The sequence below is a fragment of the Pedobacter sp. KACC 23697 genome (assembly GCF_045348445.1).
GTDB lineage: Bacteria > Bacteroidota > Bacteroidia > Sphingobacteriales > Sphingobacteriaceae > Pedobacter.
Window position 1 is genome coordinate 94,109 of the sequence record NZ_CP157485.1, and the last position, 18,052, is coordinate 112,160.

General features: G+C 38.7%; 18 protein-coding genes and 1 tRNA gene. 9 read left to right on the top strand and 10 right to left on the bottom strand.

The window, feature by feature from the left end; all coding sequences use genetic code 11:
• Positions 1-2 precede the first annotated feature (2 nt).
• On the bottom strand, positions 3-677 hold the full coding sequence (locus ABEG20_RS00365; protein WP_406825438.1) for an SOS response-associated peptidase: 675 nt from the start codon (positions 675-677) through the stop codon (positions 3-5).
• 612 nt (positions 678-1,289) lie between these two features.
• Between ABEG20_RS00365 and ABEG20_RS00370 the strand changes: the two genes are divergently transcribed.
• The 4 genes from ABEG20_RS00370 to ABEG20_RS00385 all read left to right on the top strand — a co-directional run bounded on the left by ABEG20_RS00370 (position 1,290) and on the right by ABEG20_RS00385 (position 4,666).
• Positions 1,290-2,195: a toprim domain-containing protein gene (locus tag ABEG20_RS00370; RefSeq protein WP_406825439.1), complete on the top strand. Its 906-nt coding sequence runs from the start codon at positions 1,290-1,292 to the stop codon at positions 2,193-2,195.
• 10 nt (positions 2,196-2,205) lie between these two features.
• Positions 2,206-2,673: a RadC family protein gene (locus ABEG20_RS00375; RefSeq protein ID WP_406825440.1), complete on the top strand. Its 468-nt coding sequence runs from the start codon at positions 2,206-2,208 to the stop codon at positions 2,671-2,673.
• A gap of 184 nt (positions 2,674-2,857) precedes the next feature.
• Entirely contained in the window at positions 2,858-3,760 is a 903-nt protein-coding gene (locus ABEG20_RS00380) for an ArdC family protein (RefSeq protein WP_406825441.1), read from the top strand.
• A 90-nt stretch (positions 3,761-3,850) separates the two neighbouring features.
• Positions 3,851-4,666, top strand: a complete 816-nt coding sequence (locus ABEG20_RS00385) for an abortive infection family protein (protein WP_406825442.1) — start codon at positions 3,851-3,853, stop codon at positions 4,664-4,666.
• A gap of 28 nt (positions 4,667-4,694) precedes the next feature.
• Here the strand turns inward: ABEG20_RS00385 and ABEG20_RS00390 are convergent, their stop codons facing one another.
• The 4 genes from ABEG20_RS00390 to ABEG20_RS00405 all read right to left on the bottom strand — a co-directional run bounded on the left by ABEG20_RS00390 (position 4,695) and on the right by ABEG20_RS00405 (position 10,263).
• The gene (locus ABEG20_RS00390) at positions 4,695-5,072 is read right to left on the bottom strand and encodes a hypothetical protein (RefSeq protein WP_406825443.1); all 378 of its coding nucleotides are present in this window, start codon (positions 5,070-5,072) and stop codon (positions 4,695-4,697) included.
• A complete protein-coding gene (gene mobF / locus ABEG20_RS00395) occupies positions 5,056-7,776 on the bottom strand; it encodes a MobF family relaxase (protein ID WP_406825444.1) in 2,721 nt (906 codons plus the stop codon). Before mobF ends, ABEG20_RS00390 begins: the two co-directional genes overlap by 17 nt.
• 184 nt (positions 7,777-7,960) lie before the next feature.
• Positions 7,961-8,728, bottom strand: a complete 768-nt coding sequence (locus tag ABEG20_RS00400) for a hypothetical protein (RefSeq protein WP_406825445.1) — start codon at positions 8,726-8,728, stop codon at positions 7,961-7,963.
• Between the two features lie 17 nt (positions 8,729-8,745).
• Entirely contained in the window at positions 8,746-10,263 is a 1,518-nt protein-coding gene (locus tag ABEG20_RS00405) for a TraM recognition domain-containing protein (RefSeq protein WP_406825446.1), read from the bottom strand.
• Between the two features lie 432 nt (positions 10,264-10,695).
• On the opposite strand from ABEG20_RS00405, the gene ABEG20_RS00410 reads away from it, so the two are divergent.
• The 3 genes from ABEG20_RS00410 to ABEG20_RS00420 all read left to right on the top strand — a co-directional run bounded on the left by ABEG20_RS00410 (position 10,696) and on the right by ABEG20_RS00420 (position 12,687).
• Complete coding sequence (locus ABEG20_RS00410; RefSeq protein WP_406825447.1) at positions 10,696-11,007, top strand: hypothetical protein; 312 nt, start codon at positions 10,696-10,698, stop codon at positions 11,005-11,007.
• A 125-nt stretch (positions 11,008-11,132) separates the two neighbouring features.
• The gene (locus ABEG20_RS00415; protein WP_406825448.1) at positions 11,133-12,191 is read left to right on the top strand and encodes a hypothetical protein; all 1,059 of its coding nucleotides are present in this window, start codon (positions 11,133-11,135) and stop codon (positions 12,189-12,191) included.
• 79 nt (positions 12,192-12,270) lie between these two features.
• Positions 12,271-12,687 carry a hypothetical protein gene (locus ABEG20_RS00420; RefSeq protein WP_406825449.1) on the top strand — a complete coding sequence of 139 codons (417 nt, stop codon included), beginning with the start codon at positions 12,271-12,273 and terminating at the stop codon, positions 12,685-12,687.
• A gap of 2 nt (positions 12,688-12,689) precedes the next feature.
• Here the strand turns inward: ABEG20_RS00420 and ABEG20_RS00425 are convergent, their stop codons facing one another.
• The 5 genes from ABEG20_RS00425 to ABEG20_RS00445 form a co-directional block, all read right to left on the bottom strand.
• Positions 12,690-13,001, bottom strand: coding sequence for a hypothetical protein (locus ABEG20_RS00425; protein WP_406825450.1), 312 nt, complete (start codon positions 12,999-13,001; stop codon positions 12,690-12,692).
• Positions 12,988-13,263: a DNA-binding protein gene (locus ABEG20_RS00430; RefSeq protein ID WP_406825451.1), complete on the bottom strand. Its 276-nt coding sequence runs from the start codon at positions 13,261-13,263 to the stop codon at positions 12,988-12,990. Before ABEG20_RS00430 ends, ABEG20_RS00425 begins: the two co-directional genes overlap by 14 nt.
• Positions 13,264-13,425: 162 nt before the next feature.
• A tRNA-Met gene (locus tag ABEG20_RS00435) sits at positions 13,426-13,499 on the bottom strand.
• A 595-nt stretch (positions 13,500-14,094) separates the two neighbouring features.
• A complete protein-coding gene (locus tag ABEG20_RS00440) occupies positions 14,095-15,015 on the bottom strand; it encodes an IS3 family transposase (RefSeq protein WP_406825452.1) in 921 nt (306 codons plus the stop codon).
• Positions 15,015-15,485, bottom strand: coding sequence for a helix-turn-helix domain-containing protein (locus ABEG20_RS00445; protein WP_406825453.1), 471 nt, complete (start codon positions 15,483-15,485; stop codon positions 15,015-15,017). The genes ABEG20_RS00440 and ABEG20_RS00445 overlap by 1 nt, the downstream gene beginning before the upstream one ends.
• A 622-nt stretch (positions 15,486-16,107) precedes the next feature.
• On the opposite strand from ABEG20_RS00445, the gene ABEG20_RS00450 reads away from it, so the two are divergent.
• Entirely contained in the window at positions 16,108-16,488 is a 381-nt protein-coding gene (locus ABEG20_RS00450; RefSeq protein ID WP_406825454.1) for an START-like domain-containing protein, read from the top strand.
• Between the two features lie 30 nt (positions 16,489-16,518).
• Positions 16,519-17,943, top strand: coding sequence for an LptF/LptG family permease (locus ABEG20_RS00455; RefSeq protein WP_406825455.1), 1,425 nt, complete (start codon positions 16,519-16,521; stop codon positions 17,941-17,943).
• Positions 17,944-18,052 lie beyond the last annotated feature (109 nt).

Sequence of the window (18,052 nt, forward strand, 5' to 3'; positions counted from 1 at the left end):
TGCTAATTAAATAATGGTGGAGGTGATTGTCTACCTTTGCCAGTAATTGGCTTGCGCTGATGCTCCATCACTTTGTAAACATCCTCTGAGCAAGGCTTTAATAAAGCAAGCAATTGCTCTTTCGTAGCATTTGGATTCATCCATAAACGTCGTTCCGCTTGATTCATGATGATTGGCATTCGGTCGTGAATTTTGGCAAAACTATGCTCACCCGGATCACAAGTGATCATCGTAAAGCTTTCAGTGATCTCACCACTCAAACGATCTTTCCACGTCGTCCATAATCCAGCCTTGTAAAAGAATTCATTCTCCACAGGCGTAATTTTCCATTCAACACGCTCATTTCCCTGCGTCTCGCGCTCATAAAACCCAGCGTCCAAAATGAGGCATCTTGAACTCATAATCAAATTTTTGAACGTTATTTTTTGATCGAGTGTTTCCGCTCTAGCATTAAACATCGGAGTAACGGACTTGATATCCAATGCATTTGCAGGAATTAACCCCCAACGCATAAACTGAATTTCACGAGGTCTGGAATGAGTTATAACTGGGGTCAAATCCGTTGGCAGAACATCATCTGCGGCGGCATATGGCTTCGAGCCTTTGGGCTTTATCAAAGGAACATTTAGTTTGTCAGATAATGCCCTGACATTTACAGATATAGCTTTTGTGCACATAATTCAAATATACCATGGAAATGCTAAATTCGTTAGCAATATTCCGTTCAGGAGTTTGAATTGTACCACATCAATAAAGTCTCGATTCAAAATATTCAGATTACCCCTTACAGATGCAATTCGCTTCTAGGGATCACAAAATTTTCAGCCACAAGAAATTGCGAAAATCAAACGACAATCGAAAAAAAATATCAACCACGTTCGTTCGGGCATAATTTTAATACACGTAAATATCGTGACGTTATCTGTTATTAACGTAATACGATTTATATTGACATAGGCCTGCCCACTACTTTATTACACTGCGCTTCGCAGACATATTCTGCAATTAAATCAAGTGGTAACATTACATACAGGAGTATTCATGAAAGATATTATCAATGAGGACCCATGGTATAACCGTAAGAACGCAGCCCGTTATCTGGACTTTTCTCCAGGAACGCTCGCTGTCTGGGACTGCACTAAACGCTATAATCTAAATCCTCAAAAATTCGGTCGCTCTGTTCGATATCGCCGTTCAGATTTGGATCGTGTTGCAGAGATGCTCTTAAATAAATAAGCCTTTAAAAGGCATTTAACTTTTCGAATAATGTAAAATTGGAGAACGCTTCTATGAATATAGAACAAGCGAAGGGCATTCCCATGTCCGAAATTCTAAATAAACTCAATCTTAAACCGCAAAAAAATGATGATAAAGGTATGTGGTACTTTTCCCCTTTCAGAAAAGAGAAAACGCCAAGCTTCCATATCAGTACCCATCATAACATCTGGTACGATTTCGGTGAAGCTAAGGGAGGTGATACAATTACATTTGTGAGATATTTCCTAAATGCGAGCAATGAATCTGATACCGTAGCCGATGCCTTACGATGGCTAAAAAATATGATCGGTACAGATGCAGTTTCGCTTCCAGTCTTTGTAGGAAAGGAAATGCCCGCTACTCCAAAACTGGAACTGAAGAGAGTTAGCAAAGTTCGTCACCTTGGACTTAGAAACTATTTATCAAGCAGGGGAATTGCCTTGAATGTCGCGGATAGATACTTAAAACAGCTTGAAGTATTAAATAGAACTACAGGTAAAACCATTACTTCATTAGGCCTAGAAAACGAGGAGGATGGTTATGAACTAAGAAATCCTATGTTCAAAGGATGCGTCGGCCCAAAAGCAATTTCCTTTATCCGAGGTAACAAACCTAAGCCCAGAGGAATTAATGTATTTGAAGGCATGTTCGATTTTCTTTCAATTATTTCCGAAATGAATGGCAAACATCTGGAAAATGATATTATCATTTTAAATTCAACATCAATGCTGAATGAAGCGATTCCCTACATCAAAAATTATGGATATGAAGTGCTTTACTCTTGGATGGATAACGATGAAGCGGGAGCAACGGCGGCTATGCATCTTGAGGAATTTTGCTCTACTGAAGAACAATTATTATATCGGCCGATGCAAAGTAAATATGCGAGCTTCAGTGATGTGAATGCCTGGCATATGAATAAGCTTAACTTGAATTAGCGGTGAAAAAATGAAAACACAACATTCACTCTATAATGTTTCAGAAATTGAGATACATTATCGCAATCGTCTAGACCCTCTTCATAAAGTTAAGGTCAATCGATCAGAGCATGCGAACTCCATCCTGATGGCGAATTGGGATTTGAACAAAATCGAGCTTTTAGAGCAGTTCAAGATATTACTTCTAGACGTGTGCTGTGATTGTTATGGTATTTCTGAAATTTCTACTGGCGGTAAAAATCATTGTGTGGCTGATCCAAGAATTATTTTTGCAACGGCTTTGAAAGCGAATGCCTCAAGTATCATTTTGGCCCACAATCATCCGTCAGGTAACTTAATCCCTAGTCAAGCTGATATTAAAATAACAGATCAACTTATCAATGCAGGAAAATGCCTGAACATTCCAATTTTTGATCATATTATCGTTACGCAAACTGGATACTATTCTTTTGCGGATAAAGGTCTTATTCCCGGCTAAGATGTTTCGAAATTTTCCTGCTATCTGCCATTGATGGTTTATTACAGTCAATAACCGTAGCAATTCACTTCTCCAACTAAAATTTTCCCCGCCTTGGCTTCCTCGCGCAGCCAAAATTTCAGCCGTTCGTTCATTCAGCTTACGGTTGAACATTTCCTGTAACCATCAACTTTATGAGGAAAACATGTCTCAACATCAATCATCACAGAAAAGCCCAATGCAACAAGCGGACATTCAACAACAAATCACCAATTCTATTATCAAAATTTTAGAAAAGGGAACCATTCCTTGGAAAAAACCATTTGTCAGTGATACCACTAAGTTTCTTGGTCTGCCAATAAACTTCACTACCGGAGTAAATTATAACGGTATAAACATCCTGCTGCTTTGGATAAATGCTATGGACAAGCAGTTTCCGACAAATGAATGGGCGACTCTAAAACAATGGAACAAACTCAATGAAAGTATCCGGCCCCAACAAAAAGGTACTATGATCGTCAAATATGATTTTTTTGAAAAGGAAAAGGACGGAGAGATTGAACGAATTCCATACATCAAAAAGTCTTATGTTTTCAACCGTTCACAACTAAAAAGTTATGTTCCAGTTGTTGGGGACCATCCAGTAACGGATAACGTAGTTGAAAAAATCGAAACGATTGAAGAATTTGTATCAAACACTAAGGTTAAAATTCAACATGGAGGTTTTCAAGCTTTTTATAACAGGGCCGATGATGTAATCACGATGCCTCCAACCGAGCATTTTATCGATACAGATTACTGCACGGCGGGCGAAAACTATTACTCAACAATGTTTCACGAACTTGGTCACTGGACCGGTCACGAGTCCCGTCTGAAACGTTTAAACGATAAGTTTACGAAAGGTAACTATGCCAAAGAGGAACTGGTTGCTGAGCTAACTGCATCGTTTTTAAATGCTAAATTCGAAATTGCCGGGAATGAAATTCCCAACAGCGCAGCATATATCGCTTCGTGGCTGAAGGAACTTAAGGATGATAAAAATATGATCGTAAGCGCGGCCAGCGCTGCTTCAAAGGCCGTTAGATACTTAGAAAGCCTAGACTGTTAGAATCATATAGCCCCGAGAGGGGCTATATTTTTATGAAATAAAAATGCTAATATTACATTTATAAATTAATTTGTATCTCCAATAAGAACCATGGCCGACTTATCGTATCAAGAAAAGAAAGTGATTAAAGATAGCTTAGTTCAGTCTGGCTATGTGTTAGACTTTTCTAATAACACTTTTCAAGACTTCGTTGCTGATGTAACCAAAATAAATATTGAAGATCCCAAATACTCTGAAGGAAATTCGGGTTCCAAAGGACAAAGACTTTTAAAGTTCGTCGAACTTGAGTCCGACTATACTGTCGGTCTACTTTTGAAAGCTCTATACGACGAGCTAATTCAATACAATAATAACAACAGAAGAAATAGGGATAACAATTTCTATCAAGCATATATAAACGTTTTCGAGCGTCTTATAGGTGGAGGAAGTATTGTAGAACATATAGACGCAATTCAAGCGAACAATGACGATAAAGATTTTCATACATTGGCCAAACTAATTCGAGAAAGTATCGAGAAGAACGAACCTGAAGCGGCACTAGATCGATTGCACACATTCTTGATCAAGTTCCTCAAGGAACTGTGCGACAGCCACCATATCGACCATTCAAAAGATGAAACGGTGAATGCCTTATTTGGAAAGTATATCAAAATAATTCGTGAGAAGGGATTCATCGAGTCCCAAATGGCCGATAAAATTGTGAAATTTTCATTTCAGATAATGGATGCTTTCAATGACATTAGGAATAACAAAAGCTTCGCGCATGATAATCCAATTTTAAATTATGATGAAAGTGTACTTATATTCAGTAATGTGACGGCAATGGTTAAATTTATACAATCCATGGAGACTAAACACAAAAATCAGGCAGTGGCAGAAGCCGAGCCTGATTGGGGTAGTTTTTAAAGCCTCTTGGTTACAAAAGCAAATATGATTACGCCATAACTGTTATATCGTTCACAACAAATTTCAGCTGCGAACTTGTTGGGTTATATCTTTTGTCAATAACCGTAATTTCCAATGGCAGTTGATAAAATAGGTCATTAAACAGCGATTTTAATCTGATTCCGTGCATAACAATTTTATCACTCGTCATCGTGATAACGACCCGACCATCGTCTGCAAAGTATTCAAGTTTGACAAGGAACGCATATGGATATGACTTACTTGTACCATCTGGCCAGGTAATCGCGAAATTTCTTAGATTACCGTCCTTTGAGTAAAACCGATAGTGCGGGTTATCCTCCTGAGATTGGTTATCGCTTTCGCGATTATCAAATTCGTCAGATCTAAACCTAAATTCCTGGCTCATAGTCCTCCTTTATTCTGTGTTTCTTTTTTATTTCTGGTTGGGGATGTTCCTTTTGACGCTGTAGGGAATGAACGATATCAACACTGATATTTCTATCAGCTAACAACTCTAATGCCGCTTGTCGATCTTTAAGAACGGACGCGTGTTCAAGCAACGCAAATTTATCATCCGTGTAGATATGTGCAGCATCCCGGCCCCGGGAAACGGAGACGTAAAATTGCTTACTATCAGTTGCAGAAAAAGTACCAGATGGTTGGCAGATAAATATTTCGTCCACGGTTTTGCCTTGGGACGCATTACTTGTATTGTAATAATTATGATCAATATGCCCAAAGCTTTTGTCCAATACAAAGGTCGATTTACTGTTTGGATTGATTAAAATTATCTCCCCTGATCTTGTAACTTCATTTAGTCTCAATGATTGGCCATTATCCAATCGTTTTCCATTTTTATCAAAACAGTTATGAGTTATTTTCAGCTCATCTCCCTTAGAGACCGCTAAAGTCAAGGATTGATAGACATCAAAATCTTTCGCCTTGTCGATGGGTAAGAGGTGCCTTTGTCCTTTCTTATCATGAACCACAATGTTGCTATCGCTAATAGATTCAATCTCCCAAACACTACCACGCTTCATTTTGGCCACATTTTGATTGAAACGCACGACATTACCATCTTTATAATTCCGGTAGTCAGATTTTTGCGCCTCGGTCATGTTCATGTTATGAAGTTTTGTGATTGATGTTTCTCGTTTGCCGATTACGCGCGAATTTTTAAGCTTTTCTCTCACGTCTTTTGTAACACTCTCGCCCTGCGCATGTGTTGGGGAAATAATTAGCGCGGTTTTTCCGCTCTTTCTTGTCGCAACATAATCCTGGACTAATTGTTCATTCGGTTTCATCGGATCAATTTCCTTGATTGCTCCAAGGCTATCAAGTTTTTCAAAGCCCTCATTAACGTTCCCCTTGGCAAGATCTTCAACCGCCTTGCGATAAAGCTCATCTTTTTGTCGATAGACTTTATTAACTTCTGCTGCCCGAATGCCCCCTACAACATTTAAAACGCGCAAACTATCGCCACGTAAAACGGCGCTGTGCTGCATGGTGTCGCCTCCAAGGATGAGTCGAGCATTCTGCTGGGTACTGATTTCGAGTAGCTTAGTCATCTGATGATTGGAGAGTAAACCTGCTTCATCCACCCAAAGAGTATTATTCTTCAATTGCGATTGCATTTCGCTATCGAGCAGCAATTTGGAAACCGTATCGGCTTTAGAAAATCCCTCATCCCGAAGCACCTTTCGCGATGCCTGGGAAGAGGGTGCGACCACGGTTACTTTCTGACCAGTGGACTCAATTAGATCGACTGCCTCACTCATTAGCGTTGTTTTGCCCGTACCCGCGCCACCTTTAACAATCGAAACTCTATTTTTAGTAGTTAGAATATGTTCTATTGCTCTAAAATGCTCATCTGTAGCCTTAATATTTGGTAGTTGATCAAAGAGAGGTGAAAGCTGTCCTATTCCTTTCAATGCTAGATTAACCATGTGCTGTTCTTCTTTCAGTACTTCCAAGGTTGTGCAGGAAATTCGATTACGATCCTCAACCTTAATAATTTGCGGTTCAGCAGCAAATTCCTTATCAATCTCATCAATAGAGATATTTCGATGGCCGATACTGTGGCTATAGCAAGTAGCTAGGAGTCTCCTTTCAGGAACGACCGATGCCCTTTCAAAGGAATGAACAAAGGAATAGTTTACACAATCCTTAGCATTAAGCTCAATTTTCTTATGCTTTGTTTTGTAGCGTACAGCAACGCCAGTTGAGGTTTCGTGATAACTTGGCAGCTCGCTTAGTTGACGCTTCCAATCGGAAGTAAGCTGCTCGAGGCTCATTCCTTTCTGCTTTGCACTACGAGTTCGAGCGCCAAGTTCACTAAGCTTACTACGATCAGTTATATTATGTTCTTTTGCAAATTGTCCGATTTCATTTGTTCGTTTGCTCATCAAGTCGATTGCGTCCTGCGGAACACCCACGATCTCAAAGGATTTTGGTGTTTTCTTAATCGTGTAACCCAGGTCAATCAGCTTATCAGAAAGGACCTTATGGAATATACTTTGGTACATTGGCATATCTCTTTTGATATCTCTGAACTGCCCCGCCTTCACCTTTTGCTCGATTGAATCAAAAGTGCAGTTGAAAACCGTACAGTGAGAATGCAAATGGCAATCTGGTGTAGCACCGTCGACTGGTCGTGCTGTGAGGTGTGTGAATTCAGCAAAAAGAATTTCAGCTGTTCTTCTATCGGCATGGGTGTTCCCAACCCTAATGCGCGTTTGCATATCGGATTCAATTGATTTCATCACTTCAAGCACACTCGATTTGAATGCATCCTGAATATGACCATCTTTATTCAACATATTTAAAATGCTTACCGATTTCGGAGCATGGAAATTGATATCATAAAAAATGGTGCGATCACCACGGGTAATGCGGGTGAGGGGTTTCATCGTATTCGGATTACGATTTTCACACAAATTGAAGAATACTTCACGAGTTGTGTTCCCTAAGATATTGAGACGAGCTGCCATTTTACCATGGAATTGACCTTGCAATTCTTGGTCGCTAACATAGTAATCTGATTGTTCCAACGCCGAGCTGAAATATTTTTTTGCATGGTCAGTTGACTGACATTGTATCATCCTAATCATGACGCTGTGTATACGATGAAAATTTGAATGTATTGTTGTCTTTCGGACTTCCTTAATCAGTGATAAGGATGGTTAAATTTGCTTGGCTATGCTTGTGAATACAAAAGGGCAGTGCAAATGCAACCGCCCCAAAAAATTGTTCAAAAAGCATCAGACATCTTCCCTGTCGCAATGCGAACAGGAGTCAGACCGCATAGAAAACCGCGTCATCCTGGATAATTCCATTGGCAATATCCTCTCTGGTATTTCTTTCGGCAGGTCGTCTTGCCCGCATTCTATAACCGCTAGGATCATCTTCGATACCGTCAACAAAAACAGATACGGTTAAGCGATTTGCAATCTTGGTATCTATAAAATCTAGAATAAAATTATCACCTTTTTTGTAGATGAGGCGGTAGCTTAGCGAATAAATGATACTGGAAAACAGGATCAATAAACCAATCGCCTGGCCAAAGATTGTTAAACCAAGCCCAATTATAAAAAAGAATGCTGGCTCAATAAGTGTCTCTACCTGACGGATATTGAATTTCCTGCCCATATAGGTGAAATTCACCAGCCATGATGCTACAATACCATGAGATAAACTGAAGCGTTCTGTGTCAAACATCGTTTTGTCCACTCGTTTAATTTCTTTTTTTCGTCTCAAGCACACTTTTATGAAGTAGCCCAAAAAGATGTACCAAGTCGCAAAATGTAGGAGAATATGAAGCCATATTTCACCAGTCATTGCGTATCTGGCAGCCAGAAAGGGGATAGGGAATAGGGCAAGAACAAATGCCAGGATAATGGCAGATGACAATGAAAAATATCTTTCTCCGAAATCCGAGCGTACAAAAACTTCCAATATCATCCTGGCGTAGTCTGCGAATCCCTCAAACAAGTAGTAGATGAAATTTTTAACCGGGTTTGACCGTGAGTTTAATCCTTTAACGATATACAAATTCTTTTTCATGATTTTAAGATTTAGGTTTAGGCAATAAATTTTGGCTGGTATTTCTGGAAGAAGTTTACCTTAAGGAAGTTTCTACCGAAAAACTTTGCGTTTCCTTGACAGTGGATTATTCCCTCCACAAGAAATTGATTGTTTGGTGAGCCTGTTTTAAGGTCAACGAAATCCTCCGGTCGCATCATTCTTTCAAGCTTTAAAGATTTGCCTCGGCTCTCCGACGGGGCTTGGGAGTATGTAACAGTTTGACTTTGATCTATTATAAATTCATCACCAATCAGTGAACTGCTGAACTCATTTGTATCTACGCAGCTATTTGAATGAAAAATTTTAGTTCCAAACGTGCTAAGCAGCGCTTTTACTTTATATTCTGCTTTTTCGCCGCCCATTGAAACAAAAAGGTTCGGAAGATTCTGCGTAATGAAGCAGTTGATTATTCTGCTTGATCGCGCAGTAGCTTGAAAAACAGTGTCTTGCGGATGCAGAAAAAGCTGAGCTTCGTCAGCATACAGAAAAACTGGCATTGTATTATCTTCAATCGGCCTTTTTTCCATCGCCTGTTGAAATATGAGTTTCATCATAATCTGGCTATCGCGCCCGATTTTGTGGAACTCTTTTACTGGCATGTTCACAAGAATAATCGTTCCTGACGTACACATTTCCGGTGTAACTGTTGATGTCCCATTACAAAAAAGAGAAAAGACAGGCTCCTGTAGGAATTGAAAGAGAAAGCCATTAATTGTGAAGTCAATAATACTTCGGGTTTTGTCAGCTAATGTTCTAAGGGTGTTGATGAAAAAATCGTCCATCTGCTTCACCTGTCTGATCTCAGGATGAACTTTATATAATTCTGCATCGTATTTATTACTTTGTTTAAGCTCTTTCAAAGCTTCATCGCTATAAAGTGTTTTCCAAACGGCAACTTTTTCCCTCGTCTGAGAAATAACAAGGCTATGTGCCTTATAAAAGGCAGAAGGCTCTGCACCATTTTCGGGGGCTATTCTAATTCCTTCTTTCGGAAGACTTTGGCAAATCTCGTATAAGGTTTCGACTGATACCGATCCGTAAGCCATTTTACAAAGCTGAACTGTAAAAGACAGCACCATCGTTAATGCTCCAGACCAAAAATCATCGTTCGAGCCGTGATGTCCGTCATCTTTGCTTGCTTCGATTACTGTCTTCAGTACGTTAACGACGTTCCCTGTTAGTCCAGCACCGCTACTATGGCTCCCGAGGTAATCCATGAAGTTAAATCTCTCAAAGCCATTGGGTTCCAGGATTACAAGATCCCGAATACGACCCGTGTGTTTGCACCAATTGATCCAATCCTGTTTCTCTGAATTTTTGGCGGTCAAGACTAACCCCCCAAAACCCTGTTCCAGCATCTTCATCGCGAAATAACGCGCGCTTCCACTCGATTTGCCGGAACCAATAGAACCAAGAATGCTGATCCCCTCGCATGCCATGCGCATCGTAAAAGGGATAAAGCCATCCTTCGAACCAAACTCAAGTAAAGGTTGGTCTAAATCAAAAGTTTTCATACTTTTAAGTTTTAAAATTATACATTCAATTTTTTAAAAATGCTTTCCACAGCACCACCTGTGGAAAGCTTACTTACCTAACTACTTTGTCTTCTTGTCAAACAAAGAATTAGAAATCCCGCAGTTGCTGGTATGTGAACTCGTGTTGAAGGTAGTCCTATTACCAGTACTAGAAACGGAGTGGCCGTTGTCCTTGATGTATTTATCACTATCAAGGGCAGATTGCCTATAGCCGTTACTGCTCAGGATTTTCTTTTGGTCATCAGAAAAACTCATGATTTCAAAGATTAATCTGTAAACCGACTGTTATGCGCCTCGGATTTCGCTGCCTGACCATTAAGATGTTCGGCGTAATTCTGTAATCAATTAAATTTTTTGCTTGACTATCATTAGGGATAGTGATTATGTATACTAAATTTCAGGAGATTTTTTATGCAACGCTATAAACCACCATCAAACTGGTATGCTGATTACTCGAAAGACGGAGAGTTTTTTGGAGAGATGGCAGCGCCCATTACAGAAAAAAATTTTCAGGAATATAAAAGTATCCATGGCGAAGAGAAAGCCGCAGGGTATCTTCAAGCAATAAAAGACTTCCAGGCGGAGTTTGTTGCTATTCGGTATCGCGGTACGCCACCGAGAGTCCGAAATTATCTTGATAAATTGATCGAGCATAATGCTGAATTTTTAAAAGGTTTCAATTCTGTATCTGATGCTAGTTCAAAAGATAAGCCACGCATCTGATTCAATAATGTAAATCTAGCGATGAGAATTCGTCACATTTAATACAGTAAATACTGCACGTCACGTATCTTTTGTATAAAATGTATAATTCTTATCTTGTGTGCTAATCTCTAAACCACGCTTGAATGAAAATTCCAGAAATAGCTTATAATAGATTTTATGAGATACTAATCGATCATTATGTCGAAACTGAGTTCCAAGACGGTGAGACTAGTGATCTTAGACGACGGTCTCCTCAAATTTGGGAGGTAAAAAGTCACAAAACTGATGAATACCCAGTATTGGGTTTATTTGGCACCTACAGCTCAGAGAATCGAATTTTTTACCGTGTAAAATGCTATGTTAAGGATGGCATGTGTGACATTAATGAAGATCTTTTCATCGCAGCATTAAAGTATATAGATGTCGAAATTCCATTCAATGTTGCAGGAAAAGTAGTTGAACTTACAAACGTAGCGAGCCTTTATTTTCAGACCTTTTTGGAAAAGTATTACCCCGAGTTTATCGAAAAGTATAAGTATTTTGTTGTCTATGATAAAGTAAATGGAAACGTTTTTTTGGAAAATAGCAATTTAGATGCACAATTCTCTGAAAATGACGGTTCGGCCTACGATTCAAAAACCCTTATAAAGGAACAAGACACCCTAACTACTCTGGTAGAAAAATACTATAATTTTATCGCTATTAAGGAAATGCAAAAAGCGTGGAATTTGTTATCTCCCTACTATCAAAAGGCGTATTGGAAAAATAACTTCGATGATTTTAGTAGCCATAACGAAAATATAGTATTTATAAAAAAATTACATGTATGGGACGTCTCAGTTGATGGTGACTCGGCGAGTTGTAAGGTCTACTTCGAGTCAAAACAATACATAGAGTCCTCGGCGGAGTTATATGATTTGAAATCACTGAATCTTAGAGAATTAGATATCTTTGCCGAAAAAATCTTAGCATTTAAGAAAAAGGCCGATATTGCGGGATTGTCTTTAAATCATATCAAAATCAAAGATCTTTTGAAAACGGATATTGGGGAACTCCTTAGATATCGAACGGGCTGTGATCCAGAAGAATTGAGCAATACATTAGACCTGCTAGAACCACTTTCGTCAAAAAGATTATATACTTTTTCCTTTGCGATCTATAGTACGGTATGGGTTATATCTGATATTTCAATAGAGATCTAAATTAATGCGCCTAAGCTAGCTACTTTCGCCAGTACCGCAATAAAAGTTACAGATTAAATCTAAAATAAACCACATCTGAATGAGTTTAGATAAATTATACGAAAAGCACGACCAACAAAAAAAGAGTTATCACGAATTGCGAGATAAGACCTGGTCAGATATGAAACAGCGACATTTAAACATTACAGCTGCCTTTCAATCGAGAGACAATCTTCCTGAAGGATATGTGGAGCAAATGGATCAGGAAGTTGATACATTCAATCACGAATGGTCAATACCTGACGGTGTAAAATACAAAACACTATTGCTTAAACAAGAAGAAGAAATAACTAATGCCGCAGGTAATGTTCAACTTGGCAATGATGACAAGGAGATTGATCTAGCGGTTGATAATCTTGCGAGTTCGAAAATTCTACGAGAAGACAAGGATCAAGATTTCGATCTTAAAAACCAGTTCTCAAAAAATAGAGATGATATGGATTTGGAAATAGATTAGACTTACAAATCAGGCTCAATATCTTTCGATTTTGGCTTATCAAATCCCTTATCTAGATTTCCCATTCGATCATCCTTTAACCAGGCAGGTGTATCATGGTTTTTATCCTGTTCAATAGCTTTTTCTTTTAATTGCTCTTCGAGAAATTGTTGTCTGCCATCTTTTAGTCCATCGAACCTATCGCTCTTCGATTTTGCCTGTCCAATGATTTCAGCCAACTCAGGAAATTCCTGTGCTATCTTGTAACCGAGGTTGAAGCCATCAATATATTCCGTTTCATTGAAAAAGTTTTCTCCCATATCAGAAAGTCTCATAAGAATTGTCTTCTAGATAAGCGTATATTGAATCTACATCATAAAGAATTACTTTTTTCATTGGTTGTGAATATCTGATTTTGCCAGTATCACGTAAAGTTTGTAGTGTGGTAGTACTGGTGATGTGCAGTATTTTCATTGCATCCTCACCGGAAATCCATTTATCTTTCTTAGGTGGGTTATTTTTCGAAAGACGTTCGACTGCTTTCTCAAGCAGTACATAGAATGCTTCTTCCTCGATACAGATTACTTCCAACGGCATAATTTATTGAAATTCTAATCTACAAATTTAGATTGAAATTTCAGGAGATTTATAAAATTGTATATTTGATGCATACGAAAGCAGGATTGCAAGTGACGTTAACAATACGATAACAATAAAAAAAGCCTTTAGATTTTTAAGTCTAAAGGCTTGATAATCAAGTAGCGGGGAGCAGGATCGAACTGCCGACCTCAGGGTTATGAATCCTGCGCTCTAACCATCTGAGCTACCCCGCCGGGCTAAATATTTACAGATAAATGTAAATACTGATGTGGTTATTTTTAAGAGTTGCAAATATAGAATAAATATACATTCTATTAAAAAGAAATGTGAAAAATAGTTTAAAGCGTTGGTAGTCAATAAAATTGATTACTTTTTGGAAGTTTTTATCTCTATACTAATCCTTTTGGGGACGCTATTTTATACAAAATAAGGCTGCGGTGCTTACAGGTTTTGCGGAGTGGCCAACTAAAACTATTTTCTGCGCTTGCAATTGTAGGTATAATGGTATCATCAGACAATAGGAATGGTTTCATTTATTTACTACCCTTTGCAGGGACCAGGTTAACTCCTGCTTCGTGCCAGCTGTACCACTTATTTGCTAATCCTTTACCTTTTAGGTAATAAAATAGGTAACGCCAGGGTAAAAAATAGGTAAACAAATGGTAAGCATGGGGTTAACTTGGTGCACAGAACAGGTAAACAAATGGTAAAGAATAGGTAAGGGAATCTGGTGTTTCTTGTATTTGTCCTATACTGGAATAAGTTTACAGTAAAAAGTCTTATTACTGATTTGTGTTTACTATCGAATTTGTTTTTACTGTATTGGGTTTACAATGTTATGTTTTCTTCCTGATACTTGTTTACATGGGTTTGATTTATTTTATTTTGATTTACTTTTTGCTCATTGTGTGTATTTTCTGGTGTTAGGTAGTTGCAACTTGCATGTAGCCTTAGGTTATTATATTTATAGATTGCATGGTCTATTGCTGCACTGGCTTGGCTATGTGACTTAAAGGTTTGGTAGAGATCAAATTCTGTTTTGAGTATTCCATTAACCCGCTCAGCGATGGCATTATCATAAGGGCTACCAGTCTGGGTCATACTGATTCTGATTTCCTTTTTTTTGAGTTGTCCAACATAATCATCACAACAATACTGCGTTCCCCTGTCAGAATGGTGTATCAATTTGCTTTCTGGATATAGTCTGGACAGTACCGCCTTATCAAGTGCTTTTAGGCAACCCGAAGCTTTCAGGTTTGTGGATAGGTAATGGCCAACTATCTTTCTTGAGTATGCATCTGTAATTAGGGACAGATAGGTAAAACCGCTCATCGTAGTGATATAGGTAATATCGCTCACCCATATTTCTTCCGCCCGTTCCGCATGCCTGCGCTGCACCAGATCTGGATGTATCCGGTATCTGTGAAATGAATTGGTTGTTACCGCATACCGTTTTCTAGTCTTTATTAGCATACCATTTTCACGGACAAGTTCAAATACAGCATCTCTGCCCATAGCTATCCCTAAGGTCTGCAAGAACCCATTATTGAGTTCTTTATAAAGCTTAATGCAACCTGTTTTTGGCAGATCATTTCTGATCTCTTTTATTCTTTGAAGTACGATGTGTTCCTGAAAGGACTGAAGTTCTGATCTTTTAACATGGTTGTACCAGGCCTGTCTGGTATAGCCAAATGCCCAGCAGAGATTATCAATACTGTAATATCGGCGTGTTCCGCGTAGTTCAGCCATCACTTGGTAGCAGCTTTTTTTTTAAGGTCAGTGTTATACTCATGGTTGGCCATCGCAATAACTTTTTCAAGTGCGGCAATCTTCAGCTCTGCAAGCGCTAATTTTTTCTCAAGTGCTCGTTGATCTGCGGAACTGTTAGCGCATAGTTCCTGCTCAGGTGGGTGTTGATCCATAGTGGCGATCTGGTTTTCTTTGTACCAATTTACGAAACGATATACGGATTTTTCCGCAAGTCCATATTTTTTCTCAATTTGCGATTGGCTGAACGATCCATCCAGATATTCTAATGCAACCTGGATTCGGAAACTATCAGAATGGATAGATTCACGACCACCCTTACCTTTAAGTGCTTTTGCTCTTATCATAATGTTTTTTTCTTTTGAAAAACTTTCTATGTAAACTTTTTTTAGGAATGGACAATTGAAGCCAATTGACCAATTAATCAGTCTTCGTTTAACCATTTGAGGCATATAGGGCCCATATCGGTTTAATCGAAAAATAAAGCTTTTATATGGTAAAAGTCTATAAGCTGGCCTTTTAGCACAGATTTAGTGGTTAAACAGTTAATCAGTCCTATATCTTAACAGATTTCAACAATTCCCCACCTTTTTAGCCAGGTAAGATATATAATGTTCATATCGGTTCAGTCCAAAAACAAATTCCTTATCTGATAAAAGGTCTATAGGACAGCTTTTTAGATAATGTTTAGTGCTGTTTTTATCCCTGCAATTGTTCAGTTCACGGCATCTTTTTTCTTAACGCTATACGGTTCATACAAGCTTCCGGTTTTGTTATGAGTTTGTGTGGCATATGTGGAGTAGAAATTTGGAGTCGATTAATCAATCAGCGCCTCAGATTCGTCATCAATATAGCCTGCCGGCATAAACTAACGAGGTAATGGCCAGTGACTAATGCCCAATGACTGATGACAAGTCACCAATGAACTAATGACCAATGAACCATTGGCAAATGAACCATTGCACAACCTGGAACCAATAAAAATTATATTGTTGCAGATATAGAATAAATTACCTTTCTTTAGCAAAAGAATATTAAAAAAATGTCCGGAAATTATCCTGGTAGTGTACTAATATGGCAGAAAAGAAAAAATTTACACTAGAGTACGAAGTTAGATCGTCACCAAGAATATTATATAGTTTTATCAGTGAGCCGAACGGCTTATCGCAATGGTTTGCGGACGATGTGAATTTTCGCGATCAGGTATATACTTTTACGTGGGATGATGAGCAACAAAAAGCAAAACTGGTTTCCATAAAAGAAAATAAACTGGTTAAATTTAAGTGGCTGGATGATGAACCTCAATGTTATTTTGAGATGGAAATTGTGCAGGATGAGCTAACCAATGATGTTGCCCTTTCCATTACTGATTTTACGACCGATGAGCTTTTAGCCGAGAAAAAATCAATCTGGGATAACCAGATCGATTACCTGATTAGCGTTTTGGGTGCGTAATATTATCTTCGTATTGTTTACCTTTGTAAGGTGAAAAAAATACATCTTCTATTAATAAAAGCATTTGTGAAGCCATTCATAGCAACATTTTTTGTTATGATGTTTATTCTGTTAATGTTTTTTCTGTTTAAATGGATTGATGATTTAATTGGAAAAGGGTTCGAATGGTATACCATTCTGGAACTGATGTATTATGCCTCGGCTGCTAACGTATCCATGGCGCTTCCGCTCTCCGTATTGCTTTCTTCCATCATGACTTTTGGTACCCTGGGCGAAAATTACGAGCTGGTAGCCATCAAATCAGCAGGTATTTCTTTGCAGAAAGCCATGCGCCCCTTGCTTGTAGTCATTTTGATGCTCACTGTCGCCTCCTTCTTTTTTGCCAATTACATGCTGCCCAAAGCCAACCTCAAATTTGGTTCGCTATTGTATGATATCAGAAACAAAAAACTTTCATTTTTGATCAAGCCAGGGGTTTTTAATAATGACATTCCGGGTTATGCCATTCGTGTGGATTCGAAAGAAGAGGACGGTACGCTGCACAATATCATGATTTACGATCACCGTGAAAATAATGGTATTCCGAAAGTAATTCTGGCCAGAGAGGGAAAAATGAATAAAACTGCCGATGGTAAATTTTTGGTGCTTAACCTTAAAAATGGCGTACAGTACGAAGAACAGGCTGCGAAAAATGGCATGTACAACCCAAGGCAGATTTTTACAAGAAACCGTTTCAAAGAAACTGCTCCCCGTTTCGATATGTCTTCTTTTGATGGCAGTACAACCGATCCCAATGCTTTCGGAAACAGTACACCCATGTTAAACCTGAAAGGGATTGTAAAAAAGCGAGACTCACTCACGAAGCAATTGGATACAATGAAAATGCGTACGGTGGCCAACCTCAACAGCAACTTTAAGCAATTTAATGTTACCAGGGGTTATACCAGTGTAAAAGCCGTTCCGAAAGAGATTAACGACGTCATATTAAAGAGTATTCCGAATGGATCTCGGAAAATGGCCCTTGAGGGTGCAAATAATACAGTTGCAAACATTATGCAACATGTACCCAATTGGGGGCCGCGTCAAACTGATTTAACCGGCGAAATTATTTTTGCCACAGTAGAGTATCAGCGTAAATTCACGCTGGCAGCATCCTGCATCCTGTTGTTTTTCATTGGCGCACCTTTAGGAGCCATCATAAGAAAAGGAGGGATGGGTTTGCCGGTTGTGGTGGCTATTTGTTTCTTCCTGGTGTACCATATTATCACCACAGTAGCCGAAAAATCAGCTCGTGAAGGCAATTTGAACCCAATATTCGGTATGTGGATTGCAGTGATTGTACTGTCGCCCCTGGCTGCCTTTTTAACCTATAAGGCTACAGTAGATTCGGCATTGTTTGATGTAGACTATTATAAGCAACTCATTCTTAAGTTGTTTAAAAAGAAAGAAAAATAGGCCTTTTCCTTTACTTACAGATGATATTTTAATCCAAATATTGCTCAAATAAGGTTGTACATTTGTACGGGTTATTGTTTGTAGTATAAAGCCATTTTAGTATGTCTTA